Origin of the sequence: Arthrobacter sp. MPF02 (assembly GCF_046605375.1) — a bacterium.
Classification (GTDB): Bacteria; Actinomycetota; Actinomycetes; order Actinomycetales; family Micrococcaceae; genus Arthrobacter.
This window is the reverse complement of record NZ_CP176772.1, coordinates 1,803,128-1,818,241: the sequence shown is the minus strand read 5'-3', so window position 1 is coordinate 1,818,241 and position 15,114 is coordinate 1,803,128. Positions and strand designations below refer to the sequence as shown.

12 protein-coding genes are annotated in these 15,114 nt (G+C 65.7%); 6 read left to right on the top strand and 6 right to left on the bottom strand.

Translation table 11 applies throughout. The annotated features are described in order from the left end of the window. Positions 1-43: 43 nt before the first annotated feature. Positions 44-2,344 carry a SulP family inorganic anion transporter gene (locus tag ACLH0K_RS08485; protein WP_411376331.1) on the bottom strand — a complete coding sequence of 767 codons (2,301 nt, stop codon included), beginning with the start codon at positions 2,342-2,344 and terminating at the stop codon, positions 44-46. A 223-nt stretch (positions 2,345-2,567) separates the two neighbouring features. Continuing rightward, positions 2,568-3,530, bottom strand: coding sequence for a heme o synthase (locus ACLH0K_RS08480; protein ID WP_411376330.1), 963 nt, complete (start codon positions 3,528-3,530; stop codon positions 2,568-2,570). Between the two features lie 441 nt (positions 3,531-3,971). On the opposite strand from ACLH0K_RS08480, the gene tkt reads away from it, so the two are divergent. The 6 genes from tkt to pgl are packed head-to-tail and all read left to right on the top strand — an operon-like array spanning position 3,972 to position 12,201. Continuing rightward, on the top strand, positions 3,972-6,089 hold the full coding sequence (tkt, locus tag ACLH0K_RS08475; protein ID WP_411376442.1) for a transketolase: 2,118 nt from the start codon (positions 3,972-3,974) through the stop codon (positions 6,087-6,089). A 25-nt stretch (positions 6,090-6,114) separates the two neighbouring features. Beyond that, positions 6,115-7,230 carry a transaldolase gene (gene tal / locus ACLH0K_RS08470; protein WP_411376329.1) on the top strand — a complete coding sequence of 372 codons (1,116 nt, stop codon included), beginning with the start codon at positions 6,115-6,117 and terminating at the stop codon, positions 7,228-7,230. Between the two features lie 6 nt (positions 7,231-7,236). Continuing rightward, a complete protein-coding gene (locus ACLH0K_RS08465) occupies positions 7,237-8,868 on the top strand; it encodes a glucose-6-phosphate isomerase (RefSeq protein WP_411376328.1) in 1,632 nt (543 codons plus the stop codon). A 15-nt stretch (positions 8,869-8,883) separates the two neighbouring features. Next, entirely contained in the window at positions 8,884-10,455 is a 1,572-nt protein-coding gene (gene zwf / locus ACLH0K_RS08460) for a glucose-6-phosphate dehydrogenase (RefSeq protein WP_411376327.1), read from the top strand. Next, a complete protein-coding gene (locus ACLH0K_RS08455; RefSeq protein ID WP_411376326.1) occupies positions 10,452-11,393 on the top strand; it encodes a glucose-6-phosphate dehydrogenase assembly protein OpcA in 942 nt (313 codons plus the stop codon). Before zwf ends, ACLH0K_RS08455 begins: the two co-directional genes overlap by 4 nt. 37 nt (positions 11,394-11,430) lie before the next feature. Further along, a complete protein-coding gene (gene pgl / locus ACLH0K_RS08450) occupies positions 11,431-12,201 on the top strand; it encodes a 6-phosphogluconolactonase (RefSeq protein WP_411376441.1) in 771 nt (256 codons plus the stop codon). Here pgl and ACLH0K_RS08445 read toward each other — a convergent pair. The 4 genes from ACLH0K_RS08445 to ACLH0K_RS08430 form a co-directional block, all read right to left on the bottom strand. After that, positions 12,154-12,549, bottom strand: coding sequence for an RNA polymerase-binding protein RbpA (locus ACLH0K_RS08445; RefSeq protein WP_411376325.1), 396 nt, complete (start codon positions 12,547-12,549; stop codon positions 12,154-12,156). The genes pgl and ACLH0K_RS08445 overlap by 48 nt on opposite strands. Before the next feature lie 126 nt (positions 12,550-12,675). Beyond that, positions 12,676-12,930, bottom strand: a complete 255-nt coding sequence (gene secG / locus ACLH0K_RS08440; RefSeq protein ID WP_079596044.1) for a preprotein translocase subunit SecG — start codon at positions 12,928-12,930, stop codon at positions 12,676-12,678. A 50-nt stretch (positions 12,931-12,980) separates the two neighbouring features. Continuing rightward, positions 12,981-13,796 carry a triose-phosphate isomerase gene (gene tpiA / locus ACLH0K_RS08435; RefSeq protein ID WP_411376324.1) on the bottom strand — a complete coding sequence of 272 codons (816 nt, stop codon included), beginning with the start codon at positions 13,794-13,796 and terminating at the stop codon, positions 12,981-12,983. An 83-nt stretch (positions 13,797-13,879) separates the two neighbouring features. Then, positions 13,880-15,106: a phosphoglycerate kinase gene (locus ACLH0K_RS08430; RefSeq protein WP_411376323.1), complete on the bottom strand. Its 1,227-nt coding sequence runs from the start codon at positions 15,104-15,106 to the stop codon at positions 13,880-13,882. Between the last annotated feature and the right edge of the window lie 8 nt (positions 15,107-15,114).

Below are 15,114 nucleotides of genomic sequence, written 5' to 3'. Positions count from 1 at the left end.
CGCGGAACCGGGGCGCTCTTTGTGCTTATGGGCCGCGCCAGGATCAGCGGGCCGTGGCGGTCCCTGCCGTGGCTGGATGCGACGGGTCGAGGAACTCGATTCCGGACGTGGTCACCAGCAGTACCCGTGCGCTGCCGATGTCATAGAACAAGCCCGTGGCCTGCACAGTACCCCGGGTGAGCGCAGGGCCCACCACGGGATGGGATTCCAGCTTGGCAAGCTGCACGGCCACGTTGACCATCCCCAACTGGTCCAGCCGGCTGAATCCCGCTTCTGCCGCCGCCAGCGCCACCGGATGCCCCTCCTGCAGTTCGCGGTAGCTTGGCCGGGCGTGGTCCAGCCAGGCATCGAATCCTGCCCCCAAAGACGGCCCGGCGTCCCCGCCGGCATCCGCGATGACCGCCTTCATGGCCCCGCAGTTCGAGTGGCCGCAAACCACGATCGAGTCCACATCCAGGCCTTTGACGGCAAAGGACAGCACGGCATCAATCGATGCGTCCCGGCCGTCCTGGCACACCACGTTGCCGATATTGCGCAGGGTCAGCAGGTCACCCGGGCCGCTGCTGGTGATCAGGTTGGGATTCACGCGTGAGTCGACGCAGGCCACGAACAGGGTGTCCGGGTCCTGGCCGTCGGTCAGGTCCTGCACCATGGGCTGGACCTTGTCCGCGAAGCGACGGTGGTACTTGTTGATTCCGTGGAGGATGGAGTGGACCGGCTCCACATTCCGGCCTGGTCCGCCGGACTTCCGGGCCGCCCGTGGCGGCAGGGGCAGTTCGCTGGCTTCCTGCCGTTTCGGCGCCCGGTGCCCGGCATCCCGGAACAGGGTGTTGCCGTGTTCCTCGACAAGGACGGTTCCGCCGGAAGCTTCATATTGTTTCCGCCAGGCGACGACGGCCTCGTGGAAGGCGTGGTCCAGGTAGTCGGCCTTCAATTCCACCACCACGTCCCTGCCTTCCGGGACGGACTGCAGCACCCGGTTCAGGCGCGGCAGGGCGAAGAAGCTGCATGATCCGGTGATGGCCACCCGCCACAGTACCGACGGCGGCACGGGCGGGTGCGCGTGCACCGACGCTTTCAGCACCCGCCACAGCACGCTGGCAGCAGCCAGCGCCAGCCCGATGAGGACGCCTTCGAGCAGGTTGAGGAAAACGACGCAGGCCAGAGTCACGGTATAGATCAGCAGGTCCCCGGTGCGCATGCTGGTCCGGATGTCCGCCACCTTGATCAGCCGCGCGCCGATCACCATCAGCAGTCCGGCCAGCACGGCCAGCGGGATCAGCTGGATCAGTCCCGCAAAGAAGGCGGAGAATGCGAGGACCCACACGCCGTGCAGGATTGCGGACGCCCGGCTGGCTGCACCGGCTTCAACGTTGGTGGCACTGCGGACAATAACCCCTGTTACGGGGAGGCCGCCCAAGGTGCCCGAGACAATGTTGGCGGCTCCCTGGCCCAGAAGTTCGCGGTTGAGGTTGGTGCGGCAGCCGTTGTGCATCTTGTCCACGGCCACGGCGGACAGCAGGGATTCGATGCTGGCGATCAGTGCCATCGAGAGGACGGCGAAGGCAACGGCACGCCAGTTGCCTTCGGGCAGTTCCGGCAGCGCGACGGCGTCGAGGATGGAACCGGTGAAGGATATTCGCTCCACGGAGGGGGCAAACGCCACGGACAGGGCCGTGCCGGCAACGACGGCGGCCAGCGGCCCGGGCACACCGCGCACGGGAGCGGGGAGGTGCTTCCAGCCCAGGAGGATCACCACGACGGCGAGGCCCAGCAGTGCGGCGTGCAGTTCGACGTTCGTGATGGCGGCAGGCAGGGCCGCCAGGTTTTCGAGGGCCGAACCGGCAGGCTGCGATCCGAGCAGGACGTGGACCTGCTGCAACATGATGGTGATGCCGATTCCGGCCAGCATCGCCTTCACCACCACGGGTGACACCGCAAGGGCGGCCCTGCCCACCCGGCTGACGCCGAGCAACAGCTGGACGGCACCGGCGCCGGCAGTGATCAGGCAGGTCACCTGCCAGCCGAATTCCTGGACCAAACCGGCGACGATGACGGTAAGCCCGGCGGCAGGGCCGCTCACCTGCAGCGGGGAACCCCCCAGGCTGCCGGCAACGATGCCCCCCACGGCAGCCGCAATCAGGCCTGCCATCACTGGGGCACCCGAAGCCGCCGCAATGCCGAGGCTCAACGGCAGGGCAACAAGGAACACCACAAGGGATGCGGGAAGATCGGCCCTCAGTTGCCCGGCCAAGCGGGAGGCTTTTCCTGCAGGAGGGATACCAGCGGGCTTACCCGGCGGACTGTGGCTGGGAGCGGTGGATGGATCTGATGCCTGTGCCATGGTTACTCCTTTGCTCAGCGGGCAGGATCAAAACCACGGTAACCGGGCTGTCACCGTCGATGACAGTAAAAGTGACAAGCATGACATAATTGTCACAGAGTGGAACCGCCGCGGCCCCGGGAACGTTGGGGACAGGGATGCCGGCTTCCCGCCGGCACAAAAAAACGCCGCCCCGGACCAAAAAGTCCGTGGCGGCGCCGTTGGGTTTGGGGGGTGGCGTTGCCTAGCCGGCTGCCATCACGGCGGGCCCGATGAACGGGTCGATGGCGAGGGCGATAAACAGAAGGGTGAGGTAGCTGATGGAGCCGTGGAAGACCTTCATTGCCCGCTTGCCGGAGATGTCCTCACGCTGGGCCTGGTTGTACAGGGAGTGCGACTCGTAAAGGAACCATGCCCCGGCCAGGACCGCCGTTGCCGTGTAGACCCAACCTGCGCCGCCGGCCGGAACCATCAGGAGTGAACAGGCCACCATGGCCCAGGCGTAGAGGACCACCTGGACGGAAACCACCTTGGCGCCTGCGATGGCGCCCAGCATGGGCACGTTGGCGTTCCGGTAGTCCTCGCCGTACCGCATGGACAGGGGCCAGTAGTGCGGGGGTGTCCACAGGAAGATGACCATGAAGAGGATGATGGCGGGCCAGTCCACGGAATTGGTGACGGCGGCCCACGCGATGAGGACCGGGAAGCAGCCTGCTGCCCCGCCCCACACAATGTTCTGGGCTGTACGCCGCTTGAGGATCATTGTGTAGATGACAACGTAGAAGAAGATCGCCCCCAGGCCAAGCCATGCCGACAAAGGATTGGCTCCGAACCACAGAATGGCGATGGCAGCCGCGCCGAGCACCCAGGAGAAGACCAGGGCCTCGCGGGGCGTCACCTCACCAGTAACCAGGGGCCGGTTTTCGGTGCGGTGCATCAGTTTGTCGATGTCACGGTCGATATAGCAGTTGAACGCCCCGGCGCTGCCGGCCGCAAAGGCCCCGCCAACAAGCGTGGCGAGGATCAGCCCGATCGAAGGGAAGCCGCGCTCCGCGTAGATCATGGTGGGCAGCGTGCTTACCAGCAGCAGCTCGATGACCCGCGGCTTGGTGAGGGCGAGATACGCCTTTGCCTTACGGGCAAACCCGGCACCTGATGCCCGGGATGCGTTCAGCGGCGTATCTGTTGTGCTCACGGTGGCAGTCACCCGTTCTGTGTGGCAGTTGTGTCTGGCGGTGCAGCAGCGGGCAGCTGGAAGGCCCGCCGCCCGGCATTGGCCTCCGAATATCATACCGTGCCGCCACCCTCGGCCCCGCCGCTGATATGCGCATTTGATCGGTGGAACGCCAATTCGAGCAGATTAACTCAGCCTCACTTCAGGCCGATTCACAAAAGGGGAAATTGCGTCCAAAACGTGAGATTTGAGCCGCCCGGAGAGTGGAATAGAGCTAAGCTGTCACCAGATCAGCACGCAGCAAGGAAGCGGTGGAAAACGCATTCCCACGCTGTTTCGGCGGCTGAACGACAGACCAACATTTCGATGGCGACTGGTTACACACCGCGACGGGCGCCACACTGCGCTCCTACAACCGGACCCGGTGTGGCCGCTGCCATCAGTACAGAGAGGGGCCCGGTTTTCGTGCCACATTTGGAAGAGCAAGAACTGTCCTGGACCGAACTGGACCAGCGCGCGGTGGATACTGTCCGCGTGCTGGCCGCCGACGCCGTGGAGAAGGTCGGTAACGGCCACCCGGGTACCGCAATGAGCCTGGCTCCGGCCGCGTACCTGCTGTTCCAGAAGCTGATGCGCCACGATCCGCGGGATCCGCACTGGATCGGCCGTGACCGGTTCATCCTCTCCCCCGGCCACACCTCGCTGACCCTGTACATCCAGCTGTTCCTCAATGGTTACGGCCTGGAACTGAAGGACCTGCAGGCGCTGCGGACCTGGGGTTCGCTGACTCCGGGACACCCCGAGTACAAGCACACCGCGGGCGTGGAGATCACCACGGGCCCGCTGGGCCAGGGCCTGGCCTCCTCGGTCGGCTTTGCGTACTCCCAGCGCCGCCAGCGCGGCCTGTTCGACGCCGACGCCGCCCCGGGCACCAGCCCGTTCGACCACACCATCTGGGTTATTGCCTCCGACGGCGACCTGCAGGAAGGCGTGACGGCCGAGGCTTCCTCGCTGGCAGGCCACCAGGAACTGGGCAACCTGGTTGTTATCTACGATGAGAACCACATCTCCATCGAGGATGACACCGACATCGCGTTCACCGAGGATGTCCTGAAGCGCTACGAGGCCTACGGCTGGCACGTCCAGCGCGTTGACTGGACCAAAACCGGCGAATACAAGGAAGACGTCCAGGAGCTGTACTCGGCCCTGCTCGCCGCCAAGGCCGAAACGTCCAAGCCGTCCATCGTCTCGCTGCGCACCATCATCGGCTACCCTGCCCCGAAGAAGCAGAACACCGGCAAGATCCACGGTTCGGCCCTGGGCGCCGAGGAAGTTGCAGCACTGAAGGAAGTACTCGGCTTCGATCCGGCCAGGACCTTCCAGGTGGAGGACGAGGTCCTGGCCCACGCCCGCTCCGTGGTGGACCGCGGCGCAGCGGCCCGCAAGGAGTGGGAAGAGTCCTTTAACGCCTGGCAGGCGGCCAACGCCGAAGGCGCAGCCCTGCTGCAGCGCATCGAGGCCAAGGAACTGCCCGAGGGCGTCGACGCCGCCCTTCCGGTCTTCCCGGCCGGCAAGGACGTCTCCACCCGTGCCGCCTCCGGCAAGGTGCTGAACGCGCTCGGCCCGGTCCTGCCCGAACTCTGGGGCGGCTCGGCGGACCTTGCAGAATCCAACAACACCACCATCGAGGGTTCGCCGTCGTTCGTTCCGGCCTCCAAGCAGACCGACGCCTGGTCCGGCAACCCCTACGGCCGGGTGCTGCACTTCGGTATCCGCGAGCACGCCGCTGCGTCGATCGTCAACGGCATCGCCCTGCACGGCAACACCCGGGCGTTTTCCGGCACCTTCCTGATCTTCAGCGACTACCAGCGCCCGGCAATCCGCCTCGGCGCGCTGATGGGTGTGCCGTCCCTGTACGTGTGGACGCACGACTCCATCGGACTGGGCGAGGACGGCCCCACCCACCAGCCGGTGGAGCAGCTCGCCTCGCTGCGCGCCATCGTGGGTCTGGACGTCGTTCGCCCCGGTGACGCCAATGAAGTCGCCGTTGCCTGGAAGACCATGCTGGAGAACCACGCCAACCCGGCCGGCATCGTCCTGACCCGCCAGAACATCCCCACCTGGGAACGCGGCGCGGGCGAGGCCGAAGGCGATACCTTCGCCTCCACCGCCGGTGTGGCAAAGGGCGGCTACGTCCTGGCCGAGGCGTCAAAGGACGGCGCCACCGTCCCGGCCGAGGTCATCCTGATCGCCACCGGATCCGAGGTCCAGCTCGCCGTCAAGGCCCGCGAAACCCTGCAGGCCGAGGGCATCGCCACCCGCGTCGTCTCCATGCCGTGCGTCGAATGGTTCACCAGGCAGGACGCCGCCTACCGCGAATCCGTCCTCCCCGCCGCCGTCAAGGCCCGTGTATCCGTTGAAGCAGGGCTTGCCCTGGGCTGGAAGGAATTCGTCGGTGACGCCGGCCGGTCCATCAGCCTCGAGCACTACGGTGCTTCCGCGGACTACAAGCGCCTTTTCCAGGAGTTCGGCATTACGGCGGAAGCAGTTGCCGCCGCCGCCAAGGACTCCCTCGCAGGCCTGCAGGCCTAACAACCGATTTCAGGAGATAAAACAAATGACTACTCCCACCCAGCAGCTTTCCGACGCCGGCGTCTCCATCTGGCTCGATGACCTGTCCCGCGGCCGCCTTGAAACCGGCACCCTGGCCAGGCTCATCGAAGAAAAGAACGTGGTTGGCGTGACCACCAACCCGTCCATCTTCCATGCCGCCATCACCGCAGGCACCGACTACGACGCCACCATCGCAGCCTCGGCTGCAGCCGGTGCCAGCATCGAAGACACCATCTTCGAAATCACCACCACCGACGTCGCCGACGCCTGCGACCTGTTCGCACCCGTGGCAGCAGCAACCAGCGGTGTTGACGGCCGGGTATCCATCGAAGTGGACCCGCGCCTGGCCTGGGACACCGCCGGCACCATTGCCGAGGCAAAGCACCTTTACAAGAAGGTCAATAAGGACAACGTCCTGATCAAGATCCCCGCCACGCTCGAAGGCCTTGAGGCGATCACCGCCACCCTGGCCGAGGGCATCAGCGTCAATGTCACCCTGATCTTCTCCCTGGAGCGTTACCGCGCCGTCATCAACGCCTTCCAGTCCGGCCTGGAGCAGGCCAGGGAAAACGGCCACGACCTCTCGAAGATCCACTCCGTGGCGTCCTTCTTCGTCTCCCGCGTGGACACCGAAATCGACAAGCGCCTCACCGCCATCGGCACCGACGAAGCCACCGCGCTCAAGGGCAAGGCCGGCCTGGCCAACGCCCGCCTCGCCTACCAGGTCTACGAGGAACTCTTCGCCACCGAACGCTGGGCACTGCTCGCCGAAGCCGGCGCACTCCCCCAGCGTCCCCTGTGGGCTTCCACCGGCGTGAAGGACCCGGCCTACCCGGACACCCTCTACGTCACCGAGCTCGTCGCCCGCGGCGTGGTCAACACCATGCCCGAGAAGACCCTGGACGCAACCTTCGACCACGGCGTGGTCACCGGTGACACCATCACCGGCACCTACGCCGAAGCAAATGCCACGCTGGATGCCCTGGATAAGCTCGGCGTTTCCTACAACGAGGTCGTTGCCCTCCTTGAATCCGAAGGCCTGGACAAGTTCGTGGCCAGCTGGAAGGAACTGCTGGCCGACGTCGAAGGCGCCCTCGCCTCTGCACGGAAGGCTTCCTAGTCCCCTATGAGCACTCTCAGCTACAACGCCACCGGCGCTGCCCGGCAGGCACTCGAACAGCACCTTCCCACCCTGGTTGAGGACCAGGTTGCCACCCGCATTTTCGCAAAGGACCACACCCTGTGGGGCCCGGACGCGGAAGCCGAGTCGGCCATCCGGCTCGGCTGGGTGGAGGCGGCCACCGTCTCGCAGCCGCTGGTCAAGGACATCCTGGAACTCCGTGACGCCCTCCGGGCGGAAGGAGTAACCCGGATTGTTCTCTGCGGCATGGGCGGATCGTCCCTGGCGCCCGAGGTCATCGCCGGCACCGCCGGCGTCGAGCTGACCGTGCTGGACAGCACCGATCCTGACCAGGTCCGCGCTGCCCTGGCTGACCGGCTGGCCCAGACAGCCATTGTGGTGTCGTCCAAGTCCGGATCCACTGTGGAGACTGACTCCCAGCGCAGGGTTTTCGAGCACGCCTTCACGGAGGCGGGCCTCGACGCCAAGAGCCGCATCATAGTTGTCACCGATCCCGGTTCGCCGCTGGACAAGGCATCGCGTGAGGCAGGCTACCGGGCGGTCTTCAATGCCGACCCGAACGTCGGCGGACGGTTCTCCGCGCTGACCGCGTTCGGGCTGGTTCCCTGCGGCCTTGCCGGTGTGGACATCCAGGCCTTCCTGGATGAAGCCGAGGAAGCCGCCGAAATCCTCAATGACGACGCAAGCGAGAACATCGGGCTCGCCCTCGGCGCGGCGCTGGGCGGAACAGTCCCGCTGCGGAACAAGATCGTCATTGCCGAGGACGGCTCCGGCATTGTTGGTTTTGCGGACTGGGCCGAGCAGCTCATTGCTGAATCGACAGGCAAGCTCGGCACGGGGGTCCTTCCTGTGGTGGCCGGCGCCGACGCCCCTGAAGTCAACTCGGGCGCGCCGGACGTCCTGGTGGTGCGGCTGGTGAGTGCGGATGCCGACGTCGAACTTGGCGACAACCAGGTTGCTATCGCCGGCGGCCTTGCCACGCAGATGCTGGTATGGGAATTCGCCACCGCAGTGGCGGGCCGGCTGCTGGGGATCAATCCCTTCGACCAGCCGGACGTGGAAGCCGCGAAGGTGGCCGCGCGCGGCCTGCTGGATGCGCAACCGGAACCGACGCCCGCAGCATTCGTTGACGGTGCCATCGAGGTCCGCGGCGGCGACTGGCTCGCGGACGCTGCCACTGCCGAGGGCGCTGTGAAGGCGCTGCTGGGCACGCTCGAGGCGGACAGCTACCTCAGCGTCCAGGCGTACTTCGACCGCCTGGCGTTTGCCGGACTGGAAGGGATCCGCGACGAACTGGCAGCCACCACCGGCCGCCCGGTCACCTTCGGGTGGGGCCCGCGGTTCCTGCACTCCACCGGCCAGTTCCACAAGGGTGGCCCTGCCATCGGCGTCTTCCTCCAGGTGACCGCCGAACCGGCCGAAGATTTGTTCATCCCTGACCGCCCGTTCACGTTCGGTGAACTGATCGCCGCGCAGGCTGCAGGCGACGCCCAGGTACTGGGCGAACACGGCCGTCCCGTGCTGCGCCTGCACCTGACCAACCGTGCCGCCGGCGTGGCGCAGCTGCAGGACATTGTCGCAGCGCTCTCTGCCCGGGCATCCGCTACCGAAAGCTAAAGGCGCATAAGCAACATGCCAGAAACTGAATACGGCAGAAGTTCCGGGTCGCGTCCGGGGAAGTTGTTGCGGAATCCGTTGCGGGATCCGCGGGATCGCCGTTTGAGCCGGATTGCGGGTCCGTCGTCGCTTGTGCTGTTTGGGGTGACGGGGGATTTGGCGCGGAAGAAGTTGTTGCCGGCTGTCTATGACCTGGCCAACCGGGGGTTGCTGCCGCCGAGTTTCGCGTTGGTGGGTTTTGGCCGGCGTGAATGGAGCGATGCCGAGTTCGCGGCGCAGGTGAAGTCCTCGGTGCAGTCCTTTGCGCGGACACCGTTTGATGAGGCGGTATGGAACCAGCTCTCGGAGGGGATCCGGTTCGTGCAGGGCGGGTTCGATGATGACGCCGCGTTCGAGCGGTTGGGCGAGGTGGTCAAGGAACTCGATGACGTCCGCGGCACCCGCGGCAACCATGCGTTCTATTTGTCCATCCCGCCCAAGGCGTTTGAGCAGGTGTGCCGGCAGCTGTCCCGGCACGGTCTGGCGCAGGCGGACGGGGACAAGTGGCGCCGGGTGGTGATCGAAAAACCGTTCGGTCATGACCTGGAATCGGCGCGGGCGCTCAACGACATCGTGGAGTCGGTGTTCCCGCCCGACGCGGTGTTCCGGATCGACCACTACCTGGGCAAGGAAACAGTGCAGAACATCCTGGCCCTGCGCTTCGCGAACCAGTTGTTCGAGCCGTTGTGGAACGCGAACTACGTGGACCATGTGCAGATCACCATGGCCGAGGACATCGGTACCGGCGGCCGGGCAGGGTATTACGACGGCGTGGGCGCGGCGAGGGACGTGATCCAGAACCACCTGCTGCAGCTGCTGGCGCTGACGGCGATGGAGGAGCCGATCTCCTTCAACGCCGATGACCTGCGCGCCGAGAAGGAAAAGGTCCTCGCCGCCGTCAAACTTCCGGAGGACCTCTCCACGCATTCGGCGCGGGGGCAGTTCACCGGCGGCTGGCAGGGCGGGGAACAGGTCCAGGGCTACCTGGAAGAAGAAGGCATCCCGGCCGATTCGACCACCGAAACCTTCGCCGCAATCCGGGTGGATATCCACACCCGCCGCTGGTCCGGTGTGCCGTTCTACCTACGGGCAGGCAAGCGCCTGGGCCGGCGGGTCACGGAGATCGCCGTGGTGTTCAAACGCGCCCCCAACCTGCTGTTCCGCGACCATAGTGACGATGACTTCGGCCAGAACGCCGTGGTGATCCGGGTCCAGCCCGACGAGGGGGTGACCATCCGGTTCGGATCCAAGGTCCCGGGCACGCAGATGGAAGTCCGCGATGTCACGATGGACTTCGGGTACGGGCACTCGTTCACCGAATCCTCCCCGGAGGCCTATGAGCGGCTGATCCTGGATGTGCTGCTGGGTGAGCCGCCGCTGTTCCCGCGGCATGAGGAAGTGGAGCTGTCCTGGAAGATCCTCGACCCGTTCGAGGAATACTGGGCCACCCTGAATGAACAGCCCGAACCCTACGCCCCCGGATCCTGGGGCCCGCCCAGCGCAGATGAGCTGCTGGCCCGTGACGGACGAACCTGGAGAAGGCCATGATCGTAGACCTGCCGGACACCACCACCTCAAACGTGTCCAAAAAGCTCATGGCCCTGCGCGAACAGGGCGGCGTCATCGCCCTGGGCCGGGTGCTCACCCTCGTGGTGGTCACCCGGTCCGGGCTGGAGGAAGAAGCGATTGAGGCGGCGAACGAAGCCAGCCGGGAACACCCCTGCCGGATCATCGTCCTGGCCGACGCCGGAGCAGACGCCGAGGACCGGCTGGACGCCCAGATCCGGGTCGGCGGGGACGCCGGCGCCTCCGAAGTGATCGTGCTGCGCGGCTACGGCCAGCTCGCCCACGAATCCGAGTCCCTGGTCGCGGCGCTGCTGCTCCCGGACGCCCCCATCGTGGCCTGGTGGCCGCACGGCGCCCCGGAAAACGCCTGCGAAACCTCCATCGGCAAGATCGCTCACCGCAGGATCACCGACTCCGCGAACGAACCCGACCCCCAGGCTGCCCTGGAAACCATCCACAAAACCTACCGCGCCGGCGACACCGACCTCGCATGGACCCGCCTCACCAACTGGCGGATCCAACTCGCCGCCGCCCTGGATGAAGCTGATCCGTCGCCCGTGACCGCCGTCGCGGTTGAAGGTGCCTCGGACTCGCCGAGCACAATCCTCCTGGCGGCCTGGCTCACGCTGGCCCTGGAGGCGCCCGTCACCATCGTGGCGGATCCGGCAGGCACAGGCATCCGCCGCGTACGCCTGACCCGTCCCGGTGGCGATATCCAGCTCTTCCGCCCGGGGCTTTCCATCGCGGAACTCACCCAGCCCGGCCAGCCGGCCCAACGGATCTCCCTGCCCCGCCGTAGCCTCCGCGATTGCCTCGCGGAGGAGCTCCGCCGCCTTGACCCGGATGAAGTGTTCGGCGAAGTGATTACTATGGGACTGCCACGTACCAATCTAAGGAGCGTCCGTCCCAGTGAGCGTTGAGCCCAGAGTAAGCATCCATCCTGATTCGTCTGTCCTGATGGCGGCCATCGCGGCCCGGCTGATCACCAAGCTCGTTGACGTGCAGGACAAGTACGGCGAGGCCACTGTGGTGCTGACCGGGGGTACTGTGGGCATCGGTACGCTGAAAGCTGTTGCTGACTCTCCGGCGGCACCTGCCGTTGACTGGTCCAAGGTGAACTTCTGGTGGGGCGACGAGCGTTTTGTTGGCTCCGCGGACTCGGACCGCAACACGAAGCAGGCCTTCGACGCGTTGCTCTCGCACATTCCGGTTGACCCGGACCGGGTGCACCAGCCGGGTTCCGCGGACGAGTTCGCTACGCCGGAGGAGGCCGCGGAGGACTACGCCCGCCGCCTCCGGGAGGCCGCAGCTGCCGAGCACGCTGCCGACATGTCGGACGACCGTCCGGAGCGCCCGGCCGCACTCCCCCGGCTGGATGTTGTACTGCTGGGCGTGGGCCCCGATGCCCATGTCGCTTCGCTGTTCCCTGAGCAGGCAGGCATTCGCGAGAAGGAACGCACCGTGGTGGGAGTCCGGAATTCGCCCAAGCCGCCTCCGCTGCGTGTGTCACTGACGCTTCCTGCCATCAACACCGCTGCGGAGGTCTGGATGGTGGTGGCGGGCGAGGACAAGGCAGGTGCGGTCGGTCTCGCGCTGGCGGGGGCCAACCCCGTTCAGGTTCCCGCTGCGGGCCCGCGGGGAACGTCACGCACCCTGTGGCTCATTGATGAAAACGCTGCGTCACGTGTCCCGCAGCAACTCGTCCGAAAGGACGCCGCGGGCGCGTAGCTTTTCCAGCGCTCCGGCCAGGACGTCTTCGGCGTCCTGGCCGGAGCGTCTTTCTTTAACGTATTCCAGGTGGGTCTTATAGCCGTCCTCAAACCCATCCTCAACCGCCGCTGCCTGCCCGTCCCTGCTGGCCGGGCCGCCGCACCGCCGGCAGTCCCAGACGGCCGGAATTTGAACCTCGGGCAGCTTCAGGAAGACGGGCTGGGTTTCGTGCCCTTTAGCGCACCAGTAGGACACCCGGATCCGCGGCAGCGGGCTCCCGTGGTCGTCGTTGGGCTGGAGGCTGGATCCGCTTCCTGCAGTTACCCCTGCCCGGGTCCCCCGGAAGCCTGATGCTGGATGGACCATCGGAACTCCTGCCTCGAAAATTCCCTGTTAAACAGAAACTGTGGCTGTCGAAAACCGACAGCCACAGTTTAGTAGGCGGATCCGTCCTGCGGGAGTGCCCGCGGGTACCGCATCAGGCGGTAAGCGTCAGGAGTCGCCGCCGCTGAACCGCATGATGAGACCGAGGGCGATGATCACCACGCCCCAGGTGACACCAAGGATCACGGTGAACCTGTTGAGGTTGCGTTCTGCAACACCCGACGAGCTAAGTCCTGAGCTCATGCCGCCGCCGAACATGTCCGACAGACCGCCGCCCCGTCCTTTGTGAAGGAGGATGAGCAGCGTCAGCAGGAGGCTGGTGATGCCCAGGAGGATCTGCAAAATGACATGAAGAACGTCCACGACGGCCTTTCAGGAGGTTGGATCTGCGGGAGTGTGTGCGGCGGGACGGATCAGTCCGTCACCAGGTGACTCTCGAACCTGACAATATTAGCAAATTCGGCGGGATCGAGGCTGGCGCCACCCACCAGGACGCCGTCCACGTCCGGTTCCTGCAGGATGGCGGCCACATTGCTGGCCTTGACCGAACCGCCGTACAGCAGCCGGGTCTTGGCCGCCACGTCTGCGCCGAACAGTGACCCGAGTTCGGCACGGATCGCGGCACACATCTCCTGTGCGTCCCCGGGACCGGCCACCTCGCCGGTGCCGATGGCCCAGACGGGTTCGTAGGCTACAACAAGTTCGGCTGCCTGCTCTTTGGACAGTCCGGCAACGCCGGCACGGAGCTGCTCCAGCGTGTGGTTCACGTGCGTGCCTGCCTGGCGGATGTCCAGTCCTTCACCGACGCAGAGAACGGGAGTGACGCCGTGCCTGAAGGCGGCCTTGACCTTGGCGTTGAGGACCTCATCGCTCTCGTTGTGGATGGTCCGGCGTTCACTGTGGCCCACCAGGACATACTTGCACCCAAGCTTGCCCAGAAACTGGCCGGAGATGTCGCCGGTGTAGGCACCGGAGTCGAACTGGGACAGGTCCTGGCCGCCGTAAGCGATCTCCAGGTCATCGCCTTGGACAAGGGTCTGGACGCCGCGGAGGTCCGTAAAGGGCGGAAAGACCGCAACCTCGACCCGGCTGTAGTCGTGCTTGGCGTCGGAAAGGGTCCAGGCCAGTTTCTGCAGGAGCGTGATGCCCTGCACGTGGTCCATATTCATTTTCCAGTTGCCCGCGATGAAGGGCTTGCGGTCGAAAGCGCCGTTCGTTGACGTGGTCACGTGTTCTCCGTAAGTGTCTGATATGTGTGCGGCCGGCAGGCTGCCGCGGGCAACCTGCCGGCCGGAGGACTGGGCAGAATGGGCTAGCGGTCCAGGACGCTGAGCCCCGGCAGTTCCTTGCCTTCGAGGTATTCGAGGCTCGCACCGCCGCCAGTGGAAATGTGGCCGAACTGATCGTCGGCGAACCCGAGGGTACGCACGGCCGCAGCGGAGTCGCCGCCGCCCACCACAGTAAACGCTTCAGTTTCGGTCAGGGCCTGGGCGATGGCACGGGTCCCGGCGGAGAAGGCTTCGAATTCGAAGACACCCATGGGACCATTCCAGAAGACCGTCCGTGCGCCCTTGATGCTGGCGGCAAACGATGCGGCGGATTCGGGGCCGATGTCCAGGCCGATGCCCTGCGTGCCGAAACTGCTGCCCTCGATGGAATCGGCGGCAACGGTCTCATGGGCTGCGTCTGCGGCGAACTTCTCAGCCACCACCACGTCAGTGGGGATGACGAATTCGGTGCCGGCGTCCGCGGCGCGCTTGAGGTAGTCCTGCACCACGGGGATCTGGTCTTCCTCGAGCAGGCTGGAGGCCACCTTGTGCCCGGCAGCGGCAAGGAACGTGAACAGCATGCCGCCACCCACCAGGATGGTGTCCGCCTTGCCGAGCAGGTTGTCGATGACAGCCAGCTTGTCTGAAACCTTCGAGCCGCCGAGCACCACCACGTAGGGGCGCTGGGTATCGGCCGTGAGCTTGCGCAGGACTTCCACTTCGGTGTGCACGAGGTCGCCCTGATAGGACGGAAGCCGGGTGGCGACGTCGTACACACTGGCGTGCTTGCGGTGCACTGCGCCGAAGGCATCGTCAACGTAGGCGCCGTTGCCGCCGGTCAGGGCCACAAGCTCGTCAGCGAACGCTCCCCGCTCGGCGTCGTCCTTGCTTGTTTCCCGGGCATCGAAGCGGACGTTCTCCAGGACCAGCACTTCGCCGTCCTGCAGGGACGCAGCCGCTTCCTTGGCGGAGCTGCCGACCGTGTCCCCGGCCAGGGAGACCTTGAAGTCGGCAAGCTCAGCCAGCCGCGCAACTGCGGGGCGCAGGGAGTACTTGTCTTCAGGAGCGCCCTTGGGGCGTCCAAGATGGGCTGTTACCAGCACGCGGGCACCGGCGTCCGTGAGCTTTGACAGCACTGGAAGTGAGGCCCTGATACGGCCGTCGTCAGTGACTGTAGAGCCGTCGAGCGGCACATTCAGGTCACTTCGAACCAGAATGTACCGCCCGCGGACACCTTCAGCGAGAAGTTCGTTGAGGGTGTGAGATGTCATGTACCTAA